General features: G+C 61.0%; 20 protein-coding genes. 4 read left to right on the top strand and 16 right to left on the bottom strand.

The window, feature by feature from the left end:
• Nucleotides 1-106: 106 nt before the first annotated feature.
• Nucleotides 107-940, top strand: a complete 834-nt coding sequence (gene ppsR, locus ACWHY3_RS08280) for a posphoenolpyruvate synthetase regulatory kinase/phosphorylase PpsR (RefSeq protein ID WP_448128001.1) — start codon at nucleotides 107-109, stop codon at nucleotides 938-940.
• A 126-nt stretch (nucleotides 941-1,066) separates the two neighbouring features.
• Here ppsR and ACWHY3_RS08275 read toward each other — a convergent pair whose 3' ends face one another.
• The 3 genes from ACWHY3_RS08275 to ACWHY3_RS08265 form a co-directional block, all read right to left on the bottom strand.
• Nucleotides 1,067-1,639 carry a hypoxanthine-guanine phosphoribosyltransferase gene (locus ACWHY3_RS08275; protein ID WP_071230163.1) on the bottom strand — a complete coding sequence of 191 codons (573 nt, stop codon included), beginning with the start codon at nucleotides 1,637-1,639 and terminating at the stop codon, nucleotides 1,067-1,069.
• Between the two features lie 75 nt (nucleotides 1,640-1,714).
• The gene (gene nagZ, locus ACWHY3_RS08270; RefSeq protein ID WP_448128000.1) at nucleotides 1,715-2,731 is read right to left on the bottom strand and encodes a beta-N-acetylhexosaminidase; all 1,017 of its coding nucleotides are present in this window, start codon (nucleotides 2,729-2,731) and stop codon (nucleotides 1,715-1,717) included.
• Between the two features lie 87 nt (nucleotides 2,732-2,818).
• Nucleotides 2,819-3,487 carry a TetR/AcrR family transcriptional regulator gene (locus tag ACWHY3_RS08265; RefSeq protein ID WP_448127999.1) on the bottom strand — a complete coding sequence of 223 codons (669 nt, stop codon included), beginning with the start codon at nucleotides 3,485-3,487 and terminating at the stop codon, nucleotides 2,819-2,821.
• Nucleotides 3,488-3,724: 237 nt separating this feature from the next.
• Between ACWHY3_RS08265 and lexA the strand changes: the two genes are divergently transcribed.
• Together lexA and dinB are read left to right on the top strand one after the other, a co-directional pair.
• Nucleotides 3,725-4,378, top strand: coding sequence for a transcriptional repressor LexA (gene lexA, locus ACWHY3_RS08260; protein WP_448127998.1), 654 nt, complete (start codon nucleotides 3,725-3,727; stop codon nucleotides 4,376-4,378).
• A gap of 19 nt (nucleotides 4,379-4,397) precedes the next feature.
• Nucleotides 4,398-5,471, top strand: coding sequence for a DNA polymerase IV (gene dinB, locus ACWHY3_RS08255; RefSeq protein WP_087718813.1), 1,074 nt, complete (start codon nucleotides 4,398-4,400; stop codon nucleotides 5,469-5,471).
• A 17-nt stretch (nucleotides 5,472-5,488) separates the two neighbouring features.
• On the opposite strand, the gene purU is transcribed toward dinB, so the two are convergent.
• Nucleotides 5,489-6,337 (bottom strand): formyltetrahydrofolate deformylase, encoded by an 849-nt coding sequence (gene purU, locus ACWHY3_RS08250; RefSeq protein WP_448127997.1) that lies wholly within the window; start codon nucleotides 6,335-6,337, stop codon nucleotides 5,489-5,491.
• A 292-nt stretch (nucleotides 6,338-6,629) separates the two neighbouring features.
• On the opposite strand from purU, the gene ACWHY3_RS08245 reads away from it, so the two are divergent.
• On the top strand, nucleotides 6,630-8,318 hold the full coding sequence (locus ACWHY3_RS08245; protein WP_448127996.1) for a ribonuclease J: 1,689 nt from the start codon (nucleotides 6,630-6,632) through the stop codon (nucleotides 8,316-8,318).
• Between the two features lie 263 nt (nucleotides 8,319-8,581).
• On the opposite strand, the gene ACWHY3_RS08240 is transcribed toward ACWHY3_RS08245, so the two are convergent.
• From ACWHY3_RS08240 to ACWHY3_RS08185, 12 genes are all read right to left on the bottom strand, one after another.
• The gene (locus ACWHY3_RS08240; RefSeq protein ID WP_087718811.1) at nucleotides 8,582-8,872 is read right to left on the bottom strand and encodes an H-NS family histone-like protein; all 291 of its coding nucleotides are present in this window, start codon (nucleotides 8,870-8,872) and stop codon (nucleotides 8,582-8,584) included.
• Between the two features lie 161 nt (nucleotides 8,873-9,033).
• The gene (moaA, locus tag ACWHY3_RS08235) at nucleotides 9,034-10,023 is read right to left on the bottom strand and encodes a GTP 3',8-cyclase MoaA (RefSeq protein WP_448127995.1); all 990 of its coding nucleotides are present in this window, start codon (nucleotides 10,021-10,023) and stop codon (nucleotides 9,034-9,036) included.
• On the bottom strand, nucleotides 10,020-10,481 hold the full coding sequence (gene moaE, locus ACWHY3_RS08230) for a molybdopterin synthase catalytic subunit MoaE (RefSeq protein WP_448127994.1): 462 nt from the start codon (nucleotides 10,479-10,481) through the stop codon (nucleotides 10,020-10,022). The genes moaA and moaE overlap by 4 nt, the downstream gene beginning before the upstream one ends.
• 16 nt (nucleotides 10,482-10,497) lie before the next feature.
• On the bottom strand, nucleotides 10,498-11,319 hold the full coding sequence (gene moaC / locus ACWHY3_RS08225; RefSeq protein ID WP_448127993.1) for a cyclic pyranopterin monophosphate synthase MoaC: 822 nt from the start codon (nucleotides 11,317-11,319) through the stop codon (nucleotides 10,498-10,500).
• A gap of 131 nt (nucleotides 11,320-11,450) precedes the next feature.
• A complete protein-coding gene (mobB, locus tag ACWHY3_RS08220) occupies nucleotides 11,451-12,026 on the bottom strand; it encodes a molybdopterin-guanine dinucleotide biosynthesis protein B (RefSeq protein ID WP_448127992.1) in 576 nt (191 codons plus the stop codon).
• A complete protein-coding gene (gene mobA / locus ACWHY3_RS08215; RefSeq protein WP_448127991.1) occupies nucleotides 12,019-12,639 on the bottom strand; it encodes a molybdenum cofactor guanylyltransferase MobA in 621 nt (206 codons plus the stop codon). Before mobA ends, mobB begins: the two co-directional genes overlap by 8 nt.
• A complete protein-coding gene (upp, locus tag ACWHY3_RS08210; RefSeq protein WP_087718805.1) occupies nucleotides 12,636-13,265 on the bottom strand; it encodes a uracil phosphoribosyltransferase in 630 nt (209 codons plus the stop codon). The genes mobA and upp overlap by 4 nt, the downstream gene beginning before the upstream one ends.
• A 57-nt stretch (nucleotides 13,266-13,322) precedes the next feature.
• Complete coding sequence (ung, locus tag ACWHY3_RS08205) at nucleotides 13,323-14,012, bottom strand: uracil-DNA glycosylase (protein ID WP_087718804.1); 690 nt, start codon at nucleotides 14,010-14,012, stop codon at nucleotides 13,323-13,325.
• An 18-nt stretch (nucleotides 14,013-14,030) separates the two neighbouring features.
• On the bottom strand, nucleotides 14,031-14,519 hold the full coding sequence (gene gpt / locus ACWHY3_RS08200; RefSeq protein WP_448127990.1) for a xanthine phosphoribosyltransferase: 489 nt from the start codon (nucleotides 14,517-14,519) through the stop codon (nucleotides 14,031-14,033).
• Nucleotides 14,520-14,572: 53 nt separating this feature from the next.
• Nucleotides 14,573-15,124, bottom strand: coding sequence for an adenine phosphoribosyltransferase (locus ACWHY3_RS08195; protein ID WP_071230149.1), 552 nt, complete (start codon nucleotides 15,122-15,124; stop codon nucleotides 14,573-14,575).
• A gap of 134 nt (nucleotides 15,125-15,258) precedes the next feature.
• Nucleotides 15,259-15,885, bottom strand: a complete 627-nt coding sequence (locus ACWHY3_RS08190; RefSeq protein ID WP_448127989.1) for a riboflavin synthase subunit alpha — start codon at nucleotides 15,883-15,885, stop codon at nucleotides 15,259-15,261.
• A 282-nt stretch (nucleotides 15,886-16,167) separates the two neighbouring features.
• Entirely contained in the window at nucleotides 16,168-17,682 is a 1,515-nt protein-coding gene (locus tag ACWHY3_RS08185; protein ID WP_448127988.1) for an NCS1 family nucleobase:cation symporter-1, read from the bottom strand.
• Nucleotide 17,683: the final 1 nt, after the last annotated feature.

Raw genomic sequence — 17,683 nt, 5'->3', positions numbered from 1 at the left:
GGATTCCTGTAGTCAGCCACGGCAAGCCGCGCCCAGAATGCCAGCGAGTTGCCCGAACAGGGAATTTCGGCCGACAATGAGCCATCGACACACACGGATGAACGCCATGCCCCGCACCGCTTTCTTCATCTCCGACGGTACCGGCATTACCGCAGAAACGCTCGGTCGCAGCTTGCTCTCGCAGTTCGAGAATACGGATTTCATCCAGGTCACCAAGCCCTACATCGACACGCTCGACAAGGCACGCTCGCTGGTCAGCATCATCGAAGCGACCGGCGAACGCGACGGCATGCGCCCCATCGTCATCGACACCATCGTCGATCAGTCGATTCGCGACATCGTCTCCCAGGCATCGGCGTTCAAGGTCGATATCTTTTCCACCTTTCTCGCCCCGCTGGAAGAAGAACTGGAGACCCATTCGACCTACACCGTCGGCCGAACCCATGCGATCGGCCGCGACGATGTCTACATGCATCGTATCGAGGCGGTGAATTTCGCGCTGGACAACGACGACGGCGCGCGTACGCACCAGTACCAGGAGGCGGACGTGATCCTGATCGGCGTCTCCCGGTGCGGCAAGACGCCGACTTCACTCTACCTGGCGCTGCAGTTCGGCATCCGCGCGGCCAACTATCCGCTCACGGAAGACGATCTGGACGACAACGGCATCCTCAACCTGCCGCCATCGTTGGCCCAGCATCGCCACAAGTTGTTCGGACTGACCATCGATGCTCGCCGGCTATCGGCCATTCGCACCGAACGCCGGCCCGACAGCCGTTACTGCTCGATGGATCAATGCATGCAGGAGATCGGCCAGGCCGAAGCGCTCTATCGGCGCCACAACATTCCCTACATCGATACCACGCGCTTTTCGATCGAGGAGATCTCGACGCGGATGATGAACGAGACCGGGCTGCAGAGACGATTCAGCCCGCGTTGAGCGGGCTACAGAGACGATTCAGCCCGCGTTGAGCGGGCCGAATCGGAACGAGAGAAGATTGGGAAATCGCCCGCCCGACCACCTCGAGCGGGCGATTTGCCAGCGGGTCGGGCGTCGGGCGTGCCGTCACATCCCCTTGGGCGCGAAGATCCCCGGCGCGTTACGCCAGTAACCCTTGTAGTCCATGCCGAAACCGAAGACATAGCGGTCGACGACTTCCAGGCCACAATAGTCGGCCTTGAGATCGGGCGATGCCTTGCGGTCGTGACGCTTGTCGACCAGCACCGCTGTCGAAATGCTCGCCGCGCCAGCTTGCCGACAGTAATCCAGGATCGCCGCCAGTGTCGCGCCCTCGTCGAGGATGTCATCGACGATCACCACGTGACGACCGGCCATGGGCACTTCCGGTGACACCCGCCAGAACAACTCGCCGCCTCGCATCCCGCCGCGATAGCGCGTGGCGTGGAGATAATCGACTTCCAGAGGAAACCCGAGCCGCGTCAGCAAATGCCCGGTGGTGATCAGACCACCGTTCATGACGCAGTAGAAAACCGGCAGCTTGTCTCCCAGTTCGCGCGTGATATCGGCCGCCATGCGGTCCAGCGCTCGCTCGACCTGAGCCTGATCGATCAGACAGTCCGCACTGTCCATGACTTCCTGCATCGAGCTCAGGGCGTCGATCGGTGGGGATTGAGTCATCGTTTACGATTCACCATGCAATGAGCGGCGGCAGACCATCGAGCGCTGCCGCCGAAGAACGAGAAACGGTGCACGTCATTCGGATTCGCTGAGCGCTTCCAGACGTACGTGGGTACGCCGCCACCGGGAGATGGCGGCCAGCGATTCGAGGCTGGGACGCGCGCGCGCATAGCGCAGCTTGGCGATGCGCTGGGCCTGCCGGCCTTCGCAGGCGGCAACGACCTCGCGCGCCGCATCGGGCGCGTTGCAGATCACGGCCATGTCGCAACCGGCGCTCCAGGCCGCCTCGGCCCGCTCGCTGGGCGATCCGGCGGCATGCGCCGCGGCCATGGTCAGGTCATCCGAGAAGATGGCACCCTTGAAACCCAGCTCCTCCCGCAGCATGCCGAGCCAGCTGGGCGAGAACCCGGCCGGCCGATCATCGAAGGCCGAATAGATGACGTGTGCCGGCATGATGCCATCCAGCTTGCCGACCAGCCGGGCAAAAGGAATCAGATCGTGATCGCGCAGCTCCGCCAGCGAGCGAGGATCTTCCGCGACATCGAAGTGGGAATCCTGGCGCACCCCACCATGGCCGGGAAAATGCTTGCCGATCGCCACCATCCCTGCCTCGTGAAGCCCTTCGATGAACGCGCCAGCCAAGGCCGTCACTACCTCGGGATCCGGCGAAAAACTCCGCGAACCGATGGCCGGCGACTGGTCGTCGTCGAGATCCAGAACCGGGGCAAAGGTCACATCGAAGCCGCAGGCCGCCATCTCCATGCCCAGCAGCCAGCCAGTATCCTGCGTCAGCGTCAGCGCCGCTTCGGGAGACTCGGCGAATTGCCGCCCCAGCGTGGCCATGGACGGGATTTGTGTCACCCCGTCCTTCAAACGCTGCACCCGGCCACCTTCCTGATCGATGGCAACCAGGATATCGGGACGACATTCGCGGATCTGGCCGATCAGCCGTTGGGTAGTGGCAACGTCCGGTGTATTTCGAGCAAACAACAGTACGCCGCCAACCTCTGCACGAGAGATCAACTGCCGCTCTTCATCACGTAGCCGAGTGCCTTCGACATCCAGCATGACCGGACCGAGAGGTTGAGTCATAGCAAACACCTGAGACCATTGAGCGCCCGATTCTAGACGACACGGGGGATGCATGACAGAGGCAGCCCGCTACTGGGGCCCATTGGCCTACTCGGCGGCCGAACCGAGCTTCTCCAGCGACTCGGGTAGCGGTGCCTGCATGCCGGCAACCACCACGGGACGGAGATGCCGGATCAGTTCCCGTACCGACATGTGCTCCTGATACTCGCTGTCGGCGATATCCCGCAAGGCATCCAGGCCGGACAAGGTAAAGACCACGGTGCCCAGCATGAAATGCAGGCGCCAGAACCTTTCGGCATCGGGAAGATCCGGCGTTGCCAGACGCAGGCACCCCACGAAGCGGCGAAACGTTTCGCCATAATGCTCCTGGATATAGCGCCGCAGATGGCCCTGGGCCTGCGCATACGCCAGCCCCAGAAGCTTCATGAACACCTTGAGACTGTTGCGCTCGGCGGGCACCTCCAGAACCGTGATGGCGAGCTGCTCGAGCAGGACTTCCAGCGGTACCTGCTTGCCCTGATAGCGGGCTTCCAGCTCGTCGAGGGCCGCGTTCAAGCGTTCGGAGAACGGGTCGAGATAGCGGGCAAACACTGCCTGGATGAGAGACTTCTTGGATCCGAAATGGTAATTCACCGCGGCCAGATTGACCTTGGCCCGCGTGGTGATGTTGCGCAGCGAGGTTTCGGCGAAACCCTTCTCGGCAAAAAGGACCTCCGCCGTATCGAGAATACGCGTAACGGTATCGGGTTGGGCCATGTCATACCTCGCGCCAGAGAACGGCAACCAAAGAACAACAACTTAGAACGATTACGATTCTAATCATTCCGCGACAAGAGGCACAATCCAGCATTTGGTCGGGCCCAAGTCGCAGCGCCGACGACTCGAGCGCCGAAGGACTTCCCTCACCGGCAATGACTGGATACAATTCCAGGCTGTATACATGAACACGCCTGATCGACGATCACAATGATGGCACAGGCCGGGGAGAAACCAATGGCGAGACCGCTCACCGCACGGCAGCAAAACGTCTATGACTTCATCGTCAAGACGATGAGCGAATTCGGCTACCCCCCGACGCGGGCCGAAATCGCTCGGGCCCTGGGCTTTCGCTCTCCCAACGCTGCCGAGGAACACCTGCGGGCGCTGGACCGAAAAGGCGTCATCCGCATGATCCCCGGAACGTCCCGCGGTATCCGGCTGCCAGCCAATGGCAACGAGACCGAGCCCGTGGAGTCCCAGCCCCAGTCTCCCGGCTTGCCGATCATCGGCAGCGTCGCCGCCGGCAGCCCGATTCTCGCCACCGAGCATATCGATCGCTACTGCCCATTGCCTGCCGACTACTTTTCGCCGAGTGCCGACTACCTTCTCCGCGTACGCGGTCTCTCGATGAAGGATGCCGGCATCTTCGACGGCGACCTGCTTGCCGTGCACCGCACCCAGCAGATACGCGACGGCCAGATCGTCGTCGCCCGGATAGACGACGACGTCACCGTCAAACGCTTCCAGCGCGAAGGCAATCGCGTCACGTTGAGCGCCGAGAATGCCGACTTCGCGCCGATCGTAGTCGATCTCGAACACCAGCACCTGGAAATCGAGGGGTTGGGGGTCGGCGTCATCCGCGGCGGCAACGGCTCCGGCCTGCATTGAGGCGCGGGCCTCCGGTTTCATGCGCAAGATTCTGCATGCCGACTGCGACTGCTTCTATGCTGCCGTGGAGATGCGTGACAATCCTGCCCTGAGAGATATCCCCCTGGCGATCGGCGGTAGCGCCAATCGTCGTGGTGTCGTCGCCACCTGCAACTATCCGGCCAGGAAGTACGGCATACACTCCGCGATGCCCACGGCACGGGCGGTACGTCTCTGCCCTCAACTGAAAGTGCTATCGCCGGACTTCAACAAGTATCGCGAAGTCTCGCGACAGATTCAGGCCATCTTCCACGAGCTGACGCCGCTGGTCGAGCCGCTCTCTCTCGACGAAGCCTATCTCGACGTCACGGCGGTCACGCAGTTCCAGGGCAGCGCTACCTGGATGGCCCGCTGGCTCAAGGAAGAGGCACTCGCACGAACGGGAATCGTCGTGTCGGTCGGCGCCGCGCCCAACAAGTTTCTCGCCAAGATCGCCAGTGACTGGGACAAGCCCGATGGCCTGTTCGTGATCCCGCCGGAGGAAACGGAGTCTTTCATCACCGATCTCCCCGTCAAGAAGCTTCACGGTGTCGGCCCGGCGACGGCCGCCAAACTCGATGCCATGGGAATCGCCAATTGCCACGACCTGCGAACCCAGCCGCTGGACCGGCTACTGGATCAGTTCGGCAAGTTCGGCCAGAGGCTATATGAGCTGGCCCACGGCATCGACGAGCGGCCGGTCAACGTCTCCCGCGAACGCAAATCGGTCAGTGTCGAGACTACCTACGACCACGATCTTCCCGGTCTCGTCGACTGTCACCAGGCACTGGAGCCTCTAATCGAGAAGCTCCACGACCGCCTGGCACGGCACGGCGACCCGGCCATTGCCAAGCAGTTCGTCAAGATTCGTTTCAATGACTTTGCCAGCACGACGCAGGAGACAGGCGCTCGCGGTATCGTCCACGCACGGTTCCATGAACTGCTGAAGAGCGCCTGGCGTCGGGGAGAGCGGCCGGTTCGGTTGCTGGGCGTCGGGGTACGTCTGATGCCGGAACCGGACCAGCGCCAGCTCGGGCTGTTCGACGACACCGATCCCGGCTCGGTGTCGCCATGAGCCTCAAGCAATAGGCATCACGAGAACACGACGGTCTTGTTGCCGTGGATCAGCACCCGATCCTGCAGGTGCCAGCGCAGCCCCCGCGAGAGCACCGACTTCTCTACGTCACGCCCCAGGCGCACCAGATCCTGCGGCGTGTGGCAGTGCGATACGCGCTGAATGTCCTGCTCGATGATCGGCCCCGCATCGAGCTCTTCGGTGACATAGTGGCAGGTCGCGCCGATCAGCTTGACGCCACGTTCGAACGCCTGATGGTAAGGCTTGGCGCCGGCGAACGACGGCAGAAAGCTGTGATGGATATTGATCACGCGGCCGGCATAGCGTTGGCAGATATCCGGCGGCAGGATCTGCATGTAGCGGGCAAGAACCACGCTGTCGGCTTCGGCCTCCTCGATCAGGCGTTCGGTGCGGGCGAAGGCAGGAGCCTTGTCCCGAGGGTCGACCGGCACGTGATGGAACGGGATACCGTGCCACGCCACCAACGGCCGCAGGTCCTCGTGATTGGAGATCACGCAAAGGATATCACAGTCGAGTTCCCCGGCCGACCAGCGATAGAGCAAATCGACCAGACAGTGGGACTCCCGCGACACCATGATCACCACCCGAGGGCGATGAGCGGAATCGCTCAGCCGCCAGTCCATCTCGAACTCATCGGCAATCGGCGCGAACGAAGCCCGGAAAGCGTCGGCGCTCAAGGCGTTGGACTGGATATCGTAACGCATGAAAAAGCGCCCCGTATCCAGATCGGAATGCTGATTGGCTTCGATGATCGAGCCATTCTGGGCAGCGATGAAACCCGACACGCGCGAAACGATACCCACGCGATCGGGACAGGAAACGATCAAACGGTAATTGTGCGACATGGCTCTCGGAAATACTCTTTACAAATACGCTTTGAATCGAAACTACGCGTTGGCTCGGAAACAAGCCTTGATTCGAAAATACGCGTTGACTCGAAAACACGCTCTGGTTCGGAAACGCCCTGAAGCTTAGTTCGGCGCAATGGACCAAGCTCAGAGCGCCCTAGCATGGCCTGCCACGTCAACGAGAGCGGCATTGTACCCCAATGCCGAGCGCCAGCCAGCGTCGATGCGTTTGAGCGGGCCGAGACGCATGACTTATAGTGAAGCCAGATTTCACCCTTTAAGGATGCCGATGTTTCGTCCGCGCGCGCAGATCCGCCCCCGCATTTACCCACCACTGCTGTTCCACCCTCTGGGTGGCTGCGGTGAGATCGGCATGAATCTGTCGCTCTATGGTTACGAAAACGACTGGATAGCCGTCGACTGCGGCATGATGATTCGTCAGGATCTGCCGGATCAGCCTTTGCAGATTCCCGATGTCGAGCATCTGGCAGCCCAGGCGATGGTGCCCTCTGCCGTCTACATTACCCACGGCCACGAAGACCACCTTGGCGCCCTCGCCTGGATCTGGCCACGCTGGAACTGCCCCGTCTACGCCACCCCGCTGGCCATCGAGCTGCTGCGAGCCAAGTTCATCGAGCAGGGGCTCAAGACCGATGCACTCAAGCCTATCCAGCCCGGCGCCAGCGTGACGACCGGCCCTTTCGCAGTCACCTTTTTACCGGTGACGCATTCGATACCGGAAAGCTGCGCCCTTTCGATCATCACGCCGCGCCATCGCATTCTGCATACCGGCGACTGGAAGCAGGACCAGCGCCCGCTCATCGGCCCGCCGCTATCCGCCGCCCAATTCCAGGCGCTGGCTCCGGTGGACCTGGTGGTGGCGGATTCCACCAACGCCGATGTGGAAGGCCACTCGCGCAGCGAAGCGGAAGCCGCAAGCGCGCTGGAGGCGGTCATCCGCAACTGTCGCGGTCGTGTCATCGTCAGCTGCTTCGCCAGCAATATCGCCCGGATCAAGGCGCTGGGCGGCATTGCGGAACGCAGCGGGCGGCGAGTGGCACTGCTGGGCCGTTCGATGGAACGCATGGTGTCGATTGCCCTGCAACTCGGGTATCTGGATGACTTCCCGTCCCGAGTGCCGGCGAACGATCTCGGCTACCTCCTTCCCGAGGAAGTCCTGATCATCGCCACCGGAAGTCAGGGCGAGCCCCGTTCGGCATTGTCACGCATGGCCCAGGGCAGGCACCCCGCCCTGGACCTGCAACCGGGCGATGACGTCATCTTCTCGGCCCGGGCCATTCCGGGCAACGAGCGCCCCATCGAACGGCTCAAGGCCGGCTTCAAAAGGCTCGGCGTCAACGTGCACGACGAACATACCGATCCTGCCCTTCACGCCTCGGGACATCCGGCGCGAGAAGAGCTGCGTCAGCTCTACCGCTGGATACAGCCAAAACTGCTGCTGCCGGTGCATGGAGAAGCCTCGCACCAGGAAGCCCATCGCGAACTGGCGTCCGAGCTCGGCATTGAAGTCCCCCAACTGGTCAAGAACGGCGCCGTGCTTGCCCTGGAAGCGGAAACGTTGGTACCCAGAGCTCAGCACCACCTACGACCGCAACTGATTGCCTCGCGCGCCCGTCCCGGTGAGCGCATGCATCCGGTTTCCGCTCGTCAGCACGCGCATTCGCTGTCGATTGCAATGAACGTGCTACCGACCGCGACGGGCTGGACTCGAATCGGCCGGCTGATGTGGGATAGCGAAATATCGCTACCCCTGGACGAGGACGCCCTGGCTGACTGGCTCGATGAGCGTGTCGATTCGATCAAGGCGGATACGCTGCTACAACTGCGGCAACAGCTCTTCGGCCCGCTACGTGACTGGCTACATGACCATCTTCCTGTTCTCCCGGAAATTCACCTTCAATTGATGCCGGTCGACCCTCAGCCGGAGTATGAAGTGCGCACGGCATCCTCACGCTAGCGCCTGCTGCCGTGAAAGCGGCGTAAACCTGGTTTGATATATCGCAAGAACACGAGCGTATTTCGAAATAGCCAGGTCAGGTGCCTAGAGAAAGAAGTTTGGCCGGCACCTCGGATGTGCTTAAACAGAAAAGCGCGCCTGCTTTACAGCAGACGCGCTTTATATAAAACGAACATTAGAGACCCGATAGAGTCACTCAGTCGGCAGCTACGTCGCGTGCGACCATACAGGCAACACCACGCGACATGGCATCACGCGCGGAATCAGCCCTTGCTGGCATTCTTGGGCGGACGACCCCGGCGTTTGCGCGGCTGCTCACCGACAAGATCATCCATAGACAATCCGGCATTGTTCATCGCCTCGCGGATCTCAGCCAACTTCTTTTGCTTGTCGGCTTCCTCTCGCAGGCGTTGATGATCTTCCTGCTGCTTCTGTTCGATCACTTCCCCGATGACTTCGGACAGCTTGTGCAACTGCTCCATGCTCAGTTGACGCGCTGCAGCTCGAGCAACGTTCTTGTTGCGAGCAATGCGTTCCAGTGATTCGGTGGACATCGTCCTCTCCTTGCTAGATTCCGATACGGCATTACACCGACTGTTTTGATAAAAGTATATTCTTACTGCCCTTTTTGGCAAGAAATTAAATCAGAAAAGCACGCGTTATTCGCGTGCCTTTTGTCGAGAAAATGTTTTGGGGGGGCAGGGAGAAAAGTGCATTAACCGCCGGTCATATTCATGAAGCGGACAACTTGTACGTCACCATCAGTCGAGAAGTGATGGCGCTCCGGCTTCAAATCCATGGCTGCGATAATCTGATCCTTCAAGGGTTCCAGCTCTCCCGGATAACGGCGCAAGGTGTCACGCAGATCCACCGAATGCTCGTTGCCCAGGCAGAGCAGCAATCGGCCTTCGACCGTCACGCGAACCCGATTGCAGGTACTGCAGAAGTTATGACTATGAGGCGAGATGAAACCCACCCGGCTGTCACTGTCGGGCATCCGGAAGTAACGCGAGGGCCCCAATGTCGTTTCCGGCGACGGAATCAGAGCGTGGCGAGACTCGATCGATGTCTGAACGTCGTCGCTGGAATAGAAAGTCTCGCCACGGGAATGATCCGATACATCACCCAGCGGCATTTCCTCGATGAAGCTGATATCCAGTTGCTCTTCGCGGGCGAAGTCCACCAGGTCGAGAACCTCGTCGTCATTGCGACCGCGCAATATGACCGCATTGAGCTTGATACACTCGAAACCGGCATCCTGCGCCGCATGGATACCGTCGATGACCTTGGCCAAATCCCCGGTTCTTGTCAGCCGCTTGAAACGTTCCGGGTCCAGCGAATCCAGACTGACGTTGAGACGTGTCATGCCACCTTCACGTAACGCCCGGGCATGACGACGCAGCCCGGCACCATTGGTCGTCATGGCGAAGTCTTTCAACCCCGGCAGTGCGCCGATATCCGTTACCAGCTCATCGATTCCCTTGCGCACCAGAGGCTCGCCGCCGGTCAGGCGAATCTTTTCCACGCCCAGCTCCGTGAAGGCTCGCGCCACCTGCGACAGCTCCTCCAGCGACAGAACCTGTGTCCGAGGCAGGAAGGTCATCTCTTCGCTCATGCAGTAGACACAGCGAAAATCACACCGATCCGTCACCGAGATTCGGACATAGCGAACCTGGCGCGAGAACTTGTCTATCAAAACGGTCATGAATGCTCCCAGCGACTCGCGGCTTCGCGGTCGCTTTGCCGTTCGGACACCCAATAAGAGCCGCTATCGGTATGCTCCTTTTTCCAGAAAGGGGCCCGTGTTTTCAGATAATCCATGATGAAATCACACGCCTCGAACGCCGCACTGCGGTGCGCACTGGCGGTCATGACCAGCACGATGGCATCCCCTGGCTCGAGACGCCCGACACGATGAATGATGGTAACGCCCTGGAGCGCCCAGCGCTCGCCAGCTTCCCGGGCAATTTCGTGCAGCGCCTTTTCCGTCATGCCGGGAAAATGCTCCAGCGTCAGCGCGGAGACATCCGGTCGTTCGTTGAAGTCCCTGACCCATCCGGTAAAGCTGACGATGGCACCGATATCGGAACGCCCTTCCGTCAGACGCGCTTGTTCCCGCTCGGTGTCGAAAGCGCCTTCCTGTACGTTGATGGCAATCTTCATGGCGATTCCTTCTCGCTCAGCCGCCGGTAACCGGAGGAAAGAACGCGATCTCGTCACCCGGCGCAACCGCGGCTTCGTTCTGACTCATGGCTTCGTTGCGCGCGCACAGGACACGCTGATTCAGCAACGCCTTGTACTTCGGATCCTGATCGATCAATGCCAGCTTGACGCCGGCGATGTCATGGGAAGGAAGCCGGCCCCATTCCAGAACACACTCGGTAGTCTCGAAGCGCTCGCGCAGTTCCGCCAGAAACTGAATCTTCACTCCACTCGCCGGCGATATTGCAGCCGGCACTTCCGCTTCCGCCAACTTTTCCGCTTTCGCCGACGGATCACGACTCGTCACCGAAGCCAGCTCGGGCATTGGCTCCCGCGACCAGTTCCCCGAACGTCCGCCGCGCTTTTCTTCCAGACGTACGCCATCGATGGTCATGCCCTTGTCGACTGCCTTGCACATATCATAGAGCGTCAGGCACGCCACCGAGACCGCCGTCAGCGCTTCCATCTCGACGCCAGTGCGCCCATTGAGCCGACAGAATGCCTCGACATGGACGCAGTTCTCGGCCGCATCCAGCGTAAATTCGATGGTGACCTTCGACAGTGCCAAGGCGTGACAGAGCGGTATCAGTTCATGGGTCCGCTTGGCCGCCTGGATGCCGGCGATTCTCGCCGTGGCCAGAACATCGCCCTTGGGCAACCCGCCCTCGGACAACAGCGCCAAGGTCGCTGCCTGCATTCGAACGCTGCCATGGGCCCGGGCCTCCCGCCGCGTCTCCTGCTTGTCGGCGACATCGACCATGTGCGCTTCACCACGCGCGTTGAGATGCGTGAGCGTCATGCTGAATTCGCCTCGCTTTCCAGTCATTGGATCAAACGTTGAGTGTAGTGTGGATGGCGTAACGACGCCTGTCATTCATCGGGCAAGATTCGGGGACATTCCAGGGTTTCAGCAATTTGCACCGTTGCCATTCAGCGCTTTGCGCTGCGCTGCCCCGCTGCCCAATCGACGATCCAGTCAAGAATGCCATCGTGATCATCCAGATCCAGATATGCCATCCCCGCCGGCAACCGATCGAGAATCTCGGAAGGCATCTCCTCCGGCTTGCAGGCCAGCGCCCGAACCCAGGGATCGGTGCCGGCAGCCAGCGGCCGGTCGTGGTCACCGCGATACAGCTCAAGCTTGGGGATAGGCCAGGTCTTGAAGCCCTCGACCAGAATCAACGCTGGCTTCAGGGCCGCAACCTGCGCTACCAACAGCGGCAGATCGGGCTCTTGTCGACCGGGCGTTTCCATCATCAGCGCAAAACGGCTGCCGGACGCCACCACCATCGGCGCGGCTCCCGCCTCGCGCAGACGATGGCTATCCTTGCCGGGCTTATCGACATCGAATTCGTGGTGGGCATGCTTGATGACGGCAGTCGGCCAGCCCCGTTCGCGCAGTCGCGGCAGCAAGGCTTCCAGCAGTGTCGTCTTGCCGGTGCCACTCCAGGCGGCGATACCCAGCAAGGGAATATCGCATTCGAGCCCTTCGACGCCGCTATCCATCATGGCTGCCCTGCGACGCGTTCACGTGAGCCTCGTGCTGCTCCGCCCAGGCATGCTGCTGCGGGGTGTTGAGATTGGCCAACCGTGCGCGGTGGGCCGAAAAGTCGACCTGGCACCAGCGATGCCGATCATACCAGGCGACGACCTTGCCGCCGCCCGCCTCCAGCCATTGCGACAGATCCTCTCGTAGCGAGCTGCGCATCAGTACGATCAGGGGCTGCAGCCGCTCGCCATCATGAGCGACCGCGATATCCGCCTCGCCGATCCCGTCCGCAAGGCGGCTCAACATGTCGGCCGGTAGCCAGGGCATGTCTACGGGCGCCAGCAGTACCCAGGGCGTGGAAACCACCTGCAGGGCACCCAGCACGCCGGCCAAGGGTCCCGGATAGTCGGGCATCGGATCGGAAACCACAGGGTAGCCCAGATGCCGATAGCGATCCACGTGACGGTTGGCACTGATGACGATCTGACCGACCTGCGGCGAGAGGCGCTGTAACGCATGCTGAACCAGTGGAATGCCTCCGAGGCTCAGCCAGCCCTTGTCGACGCCTCCCATGCGCTGCCCGCGCCCTCCCGCGAGCAGCACTCCCGTGACCTCGGCACGCTCGATCACCGCGTACCGAAGATCTTGTCGCCGGCATCACCCAGCCCAGGGACGATATAGCCGTTCTCGTCGAGACGCTCGTCGACGGACGCGGTGTAGATCTCGATATCGGGATACGCCTTCTGCACCCGCTCGATCCCCTCCGGGGCGGCGACCAGCACGATTACCTTGATCTGCTGACAGCCGCGCTCCTTGAGCATGTCCAGCGTGGCCACCATCGATCCTCCGGTGGCCAGCATCGGGTCGATCACGATCGCCAGACGTTCGTCCAGGTCGCTCACGAACTTCTCGAAATAGGGAACCGGCTCCAGCGTCTCTTCGTTACGATAGAGCCCCACGACGCTGATACGCGCACTGGGAATGAGATCGGTCACGCCATCGAGCATCCCCAGCCCGGCACGCAGGATGGGAACGATGGTGACCTTCTTGCCCTTGATCTGTTCGACATCGATCGGCGAACCATTCCATCCCTCGATGGTCGCCGGTTCCACCTCCAGGTTCTGAGTCGCCTCGTAGGTCAGCAACTTCGCCACTTCGCAAGCCAGCTCACGGAAGCTCTTGGTGCTGATGTCGGCCGCCCGCATCAGTCCGAGCTTGTGTTTGACCAGGGGGTGGGAGATGGGATGCACACTCATGATGGCGCCTTCGTCTAAATGGAGGAAACGCCGGTATTGTACGCGACGAGCCGGGGGTCAGGCGACGCTGACGGGCAATTGCCAGTCGACGGGCGCCGCGCCGCGTTCCTGAAGAAAGGCGTTGGCTTGCGAGAAGTGGCGCGTGCCGAAGAATCCACGATGCGCCGACAGCGGCGAAGGGTGCGGGGCATGCAGCACCAGATGCTTGCCACGATCGACGAAGCTCGCCTTCTTCTGGGCATAACTGCCCCAAAGCAGGAACACCACGCCGCTGCAGTGTTCGTTGATGACCTGAATGGCACGATCCGTGAAGGTCTCCCAGCCGCGATTGCGATGGGAGCCGGCATTGCCCTGCTCCACCGTCAACACGCTGTTCAGCAGCATCACGCCCTGGCTAGCCCAACTTTCGAGGAAGCCGTGATTGACCGGACTCGTGCCGACATCCGTTGCCAACTCCTTGTAGATGTTCTGCAGCGAGGGCGGCGTCGGCACGCCCGGACGTACCGAAAAGCAGAGCCCATGAGCCTGGTTGGGCCCGTGGTAGGGATCCTGTCCCAGTATCACCACCTTGACCTGTTCCAGCGGCGTCAACTCGAAAGCGCGAAACCAGTTGGAAGAATGAGGATAGATGACCTTGTGGGCCGCCTTTTCCTCGGCGAGAAAGGCGCGCAGCGCCTGCATGTAAGGCGCACTGAATTCCTCGCCGAGATGAGCGTTCCAGCTATCGGGTAACGGGGATTGAGGCATCGACTCGCTCCGCATCGGTCAGGGTTTTGGCGAACGCACCTGATCCACCAGAGGCTCGACGTAGGCATGCCCCAGATCCCATGGGAACTGAATCCAGCAGTCCTGGGCCACTTCGGTCAGGTACTGGTCGACCAGCGGCCGCCCTTCCGGCTTGGCGTAGACGGTAACGAAATGCGCCTTGGGCAGCATCTCGCGCACGGCCCGGGCGGTCTTGCCGGTATCCACCAGGTCATCGACCAGCAGCCAGCCGTCGCCATCGTGGTCGACGCCTTTCATGACGTCCAGCTTGCCCTGGGACTGTTCGTCGTAGCTCTTGATGCAGACGGTATCGATGAGACGGATATTGAGCTCGCGGGCGATCAATGCTGCCGGAATCAAGCCGCCGCGCGTAATCGCGACGATGCCCTGGAAGTTTCGCTCGACGAGCTGATGACAGAGCGCCCGGACATCGCGATGGATCTGATCCCAGGAAACGGTGAAATGGTGCTGATAGCGATTGACGGTCATGGCAGGTCCAACCTGTTGATCGGGCCACCATCGGGCGATGGCGGCGGCAGGAATCATTCGTCTTCGGTAAAACTGCAAACCGCGAAGACGCTATAGCCGGCCTCACGAATCTTGGCCGAGCCACCCAGTTCCGGCAGATCGAGGATGGTTGCCGTCTCGACGACATGGCCACCGCTGCGCTGGATCAGCGACGCGGCTGCCAGCATGGTGCCGCCAGTGGCGATGATGTCGTCGATCAGCACGATACGATCACGCTCGCGGAACGCATCGGCATGGAGCTCGACCGTCGATTCGCCATACTCCAGCGTGTACGTCTCGCTGATGGTTCGAAACGGCAGCTTGCCCTTCTTGCGCACCGGCACGAAGCTGCAGCCCAGCTCGTAGGCCAGCGGCGCACCGACGATGAACCCGCGCGCGTCGATCGCCGCAATGGCATCGACCTCGAGCTCCTGATAGCGATGCACGAAGCTGTCGATCAGCTTGCGAAACGCGGCACTGTTCTGAAGCAGCGGCGTGATATCACGAAAATTGACGCCGGGCTGAGGCCAATCGGGCACTGTGCGGATGACCGACTTGATATAGTCGCCGTAGATACTGCTGCTCATCGAAGAAACTCCATTGACCGAACACGGCGCACCGAAGAACGATAAATCGCAAAACGATTGATCCTGGCGCAAAGGCGCCTATGTTACCCAAGCCAACGCCAGGGCGCGACCTGTCGCGACGACCGCGATTATCGTCACGCCCCGCCAGCCGATCGATCGCGCGAGACCAGCACGCGCTCCACCGTTTCGACGATGGCCTGGGTCTGCGGATCGATCTCGATGTTGACCCGATCCCCCGGCAGACGCTCGCCGATCGTCGTCCTGGCCAGCGTTTCGGGAATCAGGTTGACGCAGAAGCGCTCGGCTTCCACCTCCCCGATCGTCAGGCTGATGCCATCGATGCCGATATAGCCCTTGTCGAACACGAATCGCGCCAGCGCCGCCGGCAGCTCGAACCACAGCCGACGGTTGTTGGGCGCCTCGTCGATCTCCACCAGCCTGGCCATTCCCATGATATGGCCGGACATGGAATGACCGCCGATCTCGTCGCCGAAACGTGCCGCCCGTTCGAGATTGACCCGGTCCCCCGTGGCGAGGTCACCCAGGTTGGTCAGGCGCAGGGTTTCCCGCATCAGATCGAAACTGACATTGTCGCCATCGATGGATGTCACCGTCAGGCAGCAGCCGTTGTGAGATACCGATGCGCCCAGCGTCAGACCCTCGCGCATCGCTGGCGCCATCGATACCACGTGCGTGCGCAACTGCTCACGTTCCTCGATCGCCACCACGGTCCCCACATCCTGCACGATCCCGGTAAACATGAACCTCTCCCTCGCCTGAAGCGGATGACGAGCCGCCAACGGCAGACGCCTCGACGACCCACAAGAGCGGGAATTCTAGCACGCCGCCGCTGTCCGCCAGGAAATTGACGCCCTCGCCGACTGACTCTAAGATTGCCCGCAATTCATCGCGCCGATTTGTCCCGATTGCAGGCGCGCCGGTCTCCGGGCAATCTCGCTAAAAGGGTGTGTCCAGCGTTGATGGCCACCCGAATGGGTGGCCTTTTTTCGTTTCGATCAGCCAGCATATTCAACTCAGCCTCTCTAACCAACCCTGGCAGAGTCCGCCGTGTGGATGTCATAAGGCGCATCGCGCGAATGATCCAGCGCCTTGCCGGCGATGTAATAGACTACTGCGCCCAACAGCGAGCCAGTAAACCAGCCATAGTCGTAGAACCACTGCCACAGCCCCGTGGTCAACGACATCAGCGTCAGCACCACCGGTACGCCGAAGGCGATGAAACCGGCCATGTTGATTGCCGGGTAGCGGCCGTCATCGCGGTAGAGCGCGACCACATCCAGACGCTGACGCTTGATCAGAAAGTAGTCCACCGCCATGATCCCGGCGATCGGCCCCAGCAGGCTCGAGTAACCCAGCAGCCAGTTGGAATAGAGACTCTCAAGCGTCACGTCGGAGACGATCACCCCCGCCTTCTGCAGCAGGTCATACCCCATCAGCAAGGTACCGACCAATCCGGTCAACAGCACGCCGCCCGTGCGATTGATCAACTTGGGGGCGATGTTCTGGAAATCATTGGTCGGCGAAACGATATTACCCGCCGTATTAGTCGAGATCGTGGCGATCACGATCAACACCATGGCGATCGACACCCAGACTGGGCTATCGATATGACCAATCAACGTGACTGGATCGGAGACGGTCTCCCCTACCAGCGAAGCCGATGCTGCTGTCATCACTACCCCCAATGCAGCGAAGAAGAACATGGTCAGCGGAAGCCCGATAACCTGGCCTACGATCTGATCTTTCTGACTCTTGGCGAAGCGGCTGAAATCCGGGATGTTAAGTGACAGAGTTGCCCAGAATCCGACCATCGCCGTGAGTCCCGAAAGAAAGTAGGTCGTTACCGATGCGCCTTCCGGTCGCGACGGTGGCTGCGCCATCAACTCGCTCAGCGAAACGTGCGGCAGCGCCCATACCATCAACCCGATGGCGACGAGCAACAACAACGGCGCCGACAGTGTCTCGAGCCACTTGATCGACTCCGCACCGCGAATCACCACCCAGAGATTCATCGCCGCGAAGATGAAGAACCCGAGAACTTGTCCCCAGCCGCCCAGCGATTGCCACGGCGGCACGATCGCGGATAGCAGCAGATGAATGGCCAAACCGCCGAACATCGTCTGAATGCCGAACCAGCCGCAACCGACCAGCGCACGGATCAAGCAAGGGACATTCGAACCTCGGATGCCGAACGAAGAACGCAACACTACCGGAAAGGGAATGCCGTAGCGGGTCCCGGGAAAGGCGTTCAACGTCAGCGGAATCAACAGAATCACATTGGCCAGCAGAATCGCGACCAAGGCCTCGCCCACACTTAGCCCGAAATAGGCAGTGAGCACCCCGCCGAGGGTATAGGTCGGCACGCAAATCGAAAGTCCGACCCAGAGCGCGGCGATGTTCCATTTCGACCAGGTTCGCTCGCTGGCCGTCGTCGGCGCAATATCGTGATTGAAAAAGGCACTGTCGCGGACGTCGTCGCCGAGACTGAGCTCGATCTTGCCGTCACGTTCGACCATGCGAGAAGCGGATATTGTCATT

Source organism: Salinicola sp. NYA28a, from assembly GCF_976982775.1.
Note: the sequence above shows the minus strand (reverse complement) of the source record. Positions and strands in the feature narration are given on the sequence as shown.

Coding starts and splice junctions, on each gene's coding strand:
- purU (WP_448127997.1), bottom strand. CDS start 6,337: ATGTCGCACAATTACCGTTTGATCGTTTCCTGTCCCGATCGCGTGGGT.
- ACWHY3_RS08265 (WP_448127999.1), bottom strand. CDS start 3,487: ATGGCCCAACCCGATACCGTTACGCGTATTCTCGATACGGCGGAGGTC.
- mobB (WP_448127992.1), bottom strand. CDS start 12,026: ATGGATAGCGGCGTCGAAGGGCTCGAATGCGATATTCCCTTGCTGGGT.
- ung (WP_087718804.1), bottom strand. CDS start 14,012: ATGCCTCAATCCCCGTTACCCGATAGCTGGAACGCTCATCTCGGCGAG.
- gpt (WP_448127990.1), bottom strand. CDS start 14,519: ATGACCGTCAATCGCTATCAGCACCATTTCACCGTTTCCTGGGATCAG.
- ACWHY3_RS08275 (WP_071230163.1), bottom strand. CDS start 1,639: ATGACTCAATCCCCACCGATCGACGCCCTGAGCTCGATGCAGGAAGTC.
- moaA (WP_448127995.1), bottom strand. CDS start 10,023: ATGACCGTTTTGATAGACAAGTTCTCGCGCCAGGTTCGCTATGTCCGA.
- ACWHY3_RS08195 (WP_071230149.1), bottom strand. CDS start 15,124: ATGAGCAGCAGTATCTACGGCGACTATATCAAGTCGGTCATCCGCACA.
- moaC (WP_448127993.1), bottom strand. CDS start 11,319: ATGACGCTCACGCATCTCAACGCGCGTGGTGAAGCGCACATGGTCGAT.
- ACWHY3_RS08240 (WP_087718811.1), bottom strand. CDS start 8,872: ATGTCCACCGAATCACTGGAACGCATTGCTCGCAACAAGAACGTTGCT.
- ACWHY3_RS08185 (WP_448127988.1), bottom strand. CDS start 17,682: ATGACAATATCCGCTTCTCGCATGGTCGAACGTGACGGCAAGATCGAG.
- upp (WP_087718805.1), bottom strand. CDS start 13,265: ATGAGTGTGCATCCCATCTCCCACCCCCTGGTCAAACACAAGCTCGGA.
- moaE (WP_448127994.1), bottom strand. CDS start 10,481: ATGAAGATTGCCATCAACGTACAGGAAGGCGCTTTCGACACCGAGCGG.
- ACWHY3_RS08245 (WP_448127996.1), top strand. CDS start 6,630: ATGTTTCGTCCGCGCGCGCAGATCCGCCCCCGCATTTACCCACCACTG.
- lexA (WP_448127998.1), top strand. CDS start 3,725: ATGGCGAGACCGCTCACCGCACGGCAGCAAAACGTCTATGACTTCATC.
- nagZ (WP_448128000.1), bottom strand. CDS start 2,731: ATGACTCAACCTCTCGGTCCGGTCATGCTGGATGTCGAAGGCACTCGG.
- dinB (WP_087718813.1), top strand. CDS start 4,398: ATGCGCAAGATTCTGCATGCCGACTGCGACTGCTTCTATGCTGCCGTG.
- ppsR (WP_448128001.1), top strand. CDS start 107: ATGCCCCGCACCGCTTTCTTCATCTCCGACGGTACCGGCATTACCGCA.
- ACWHY3_RS08190 (WP_448127989.1), bottom strand. CDS start 15,885: ATGTTTACCGGGATCGTGCAGGATGTGGGGACCGTGGTGGCGATCGAG.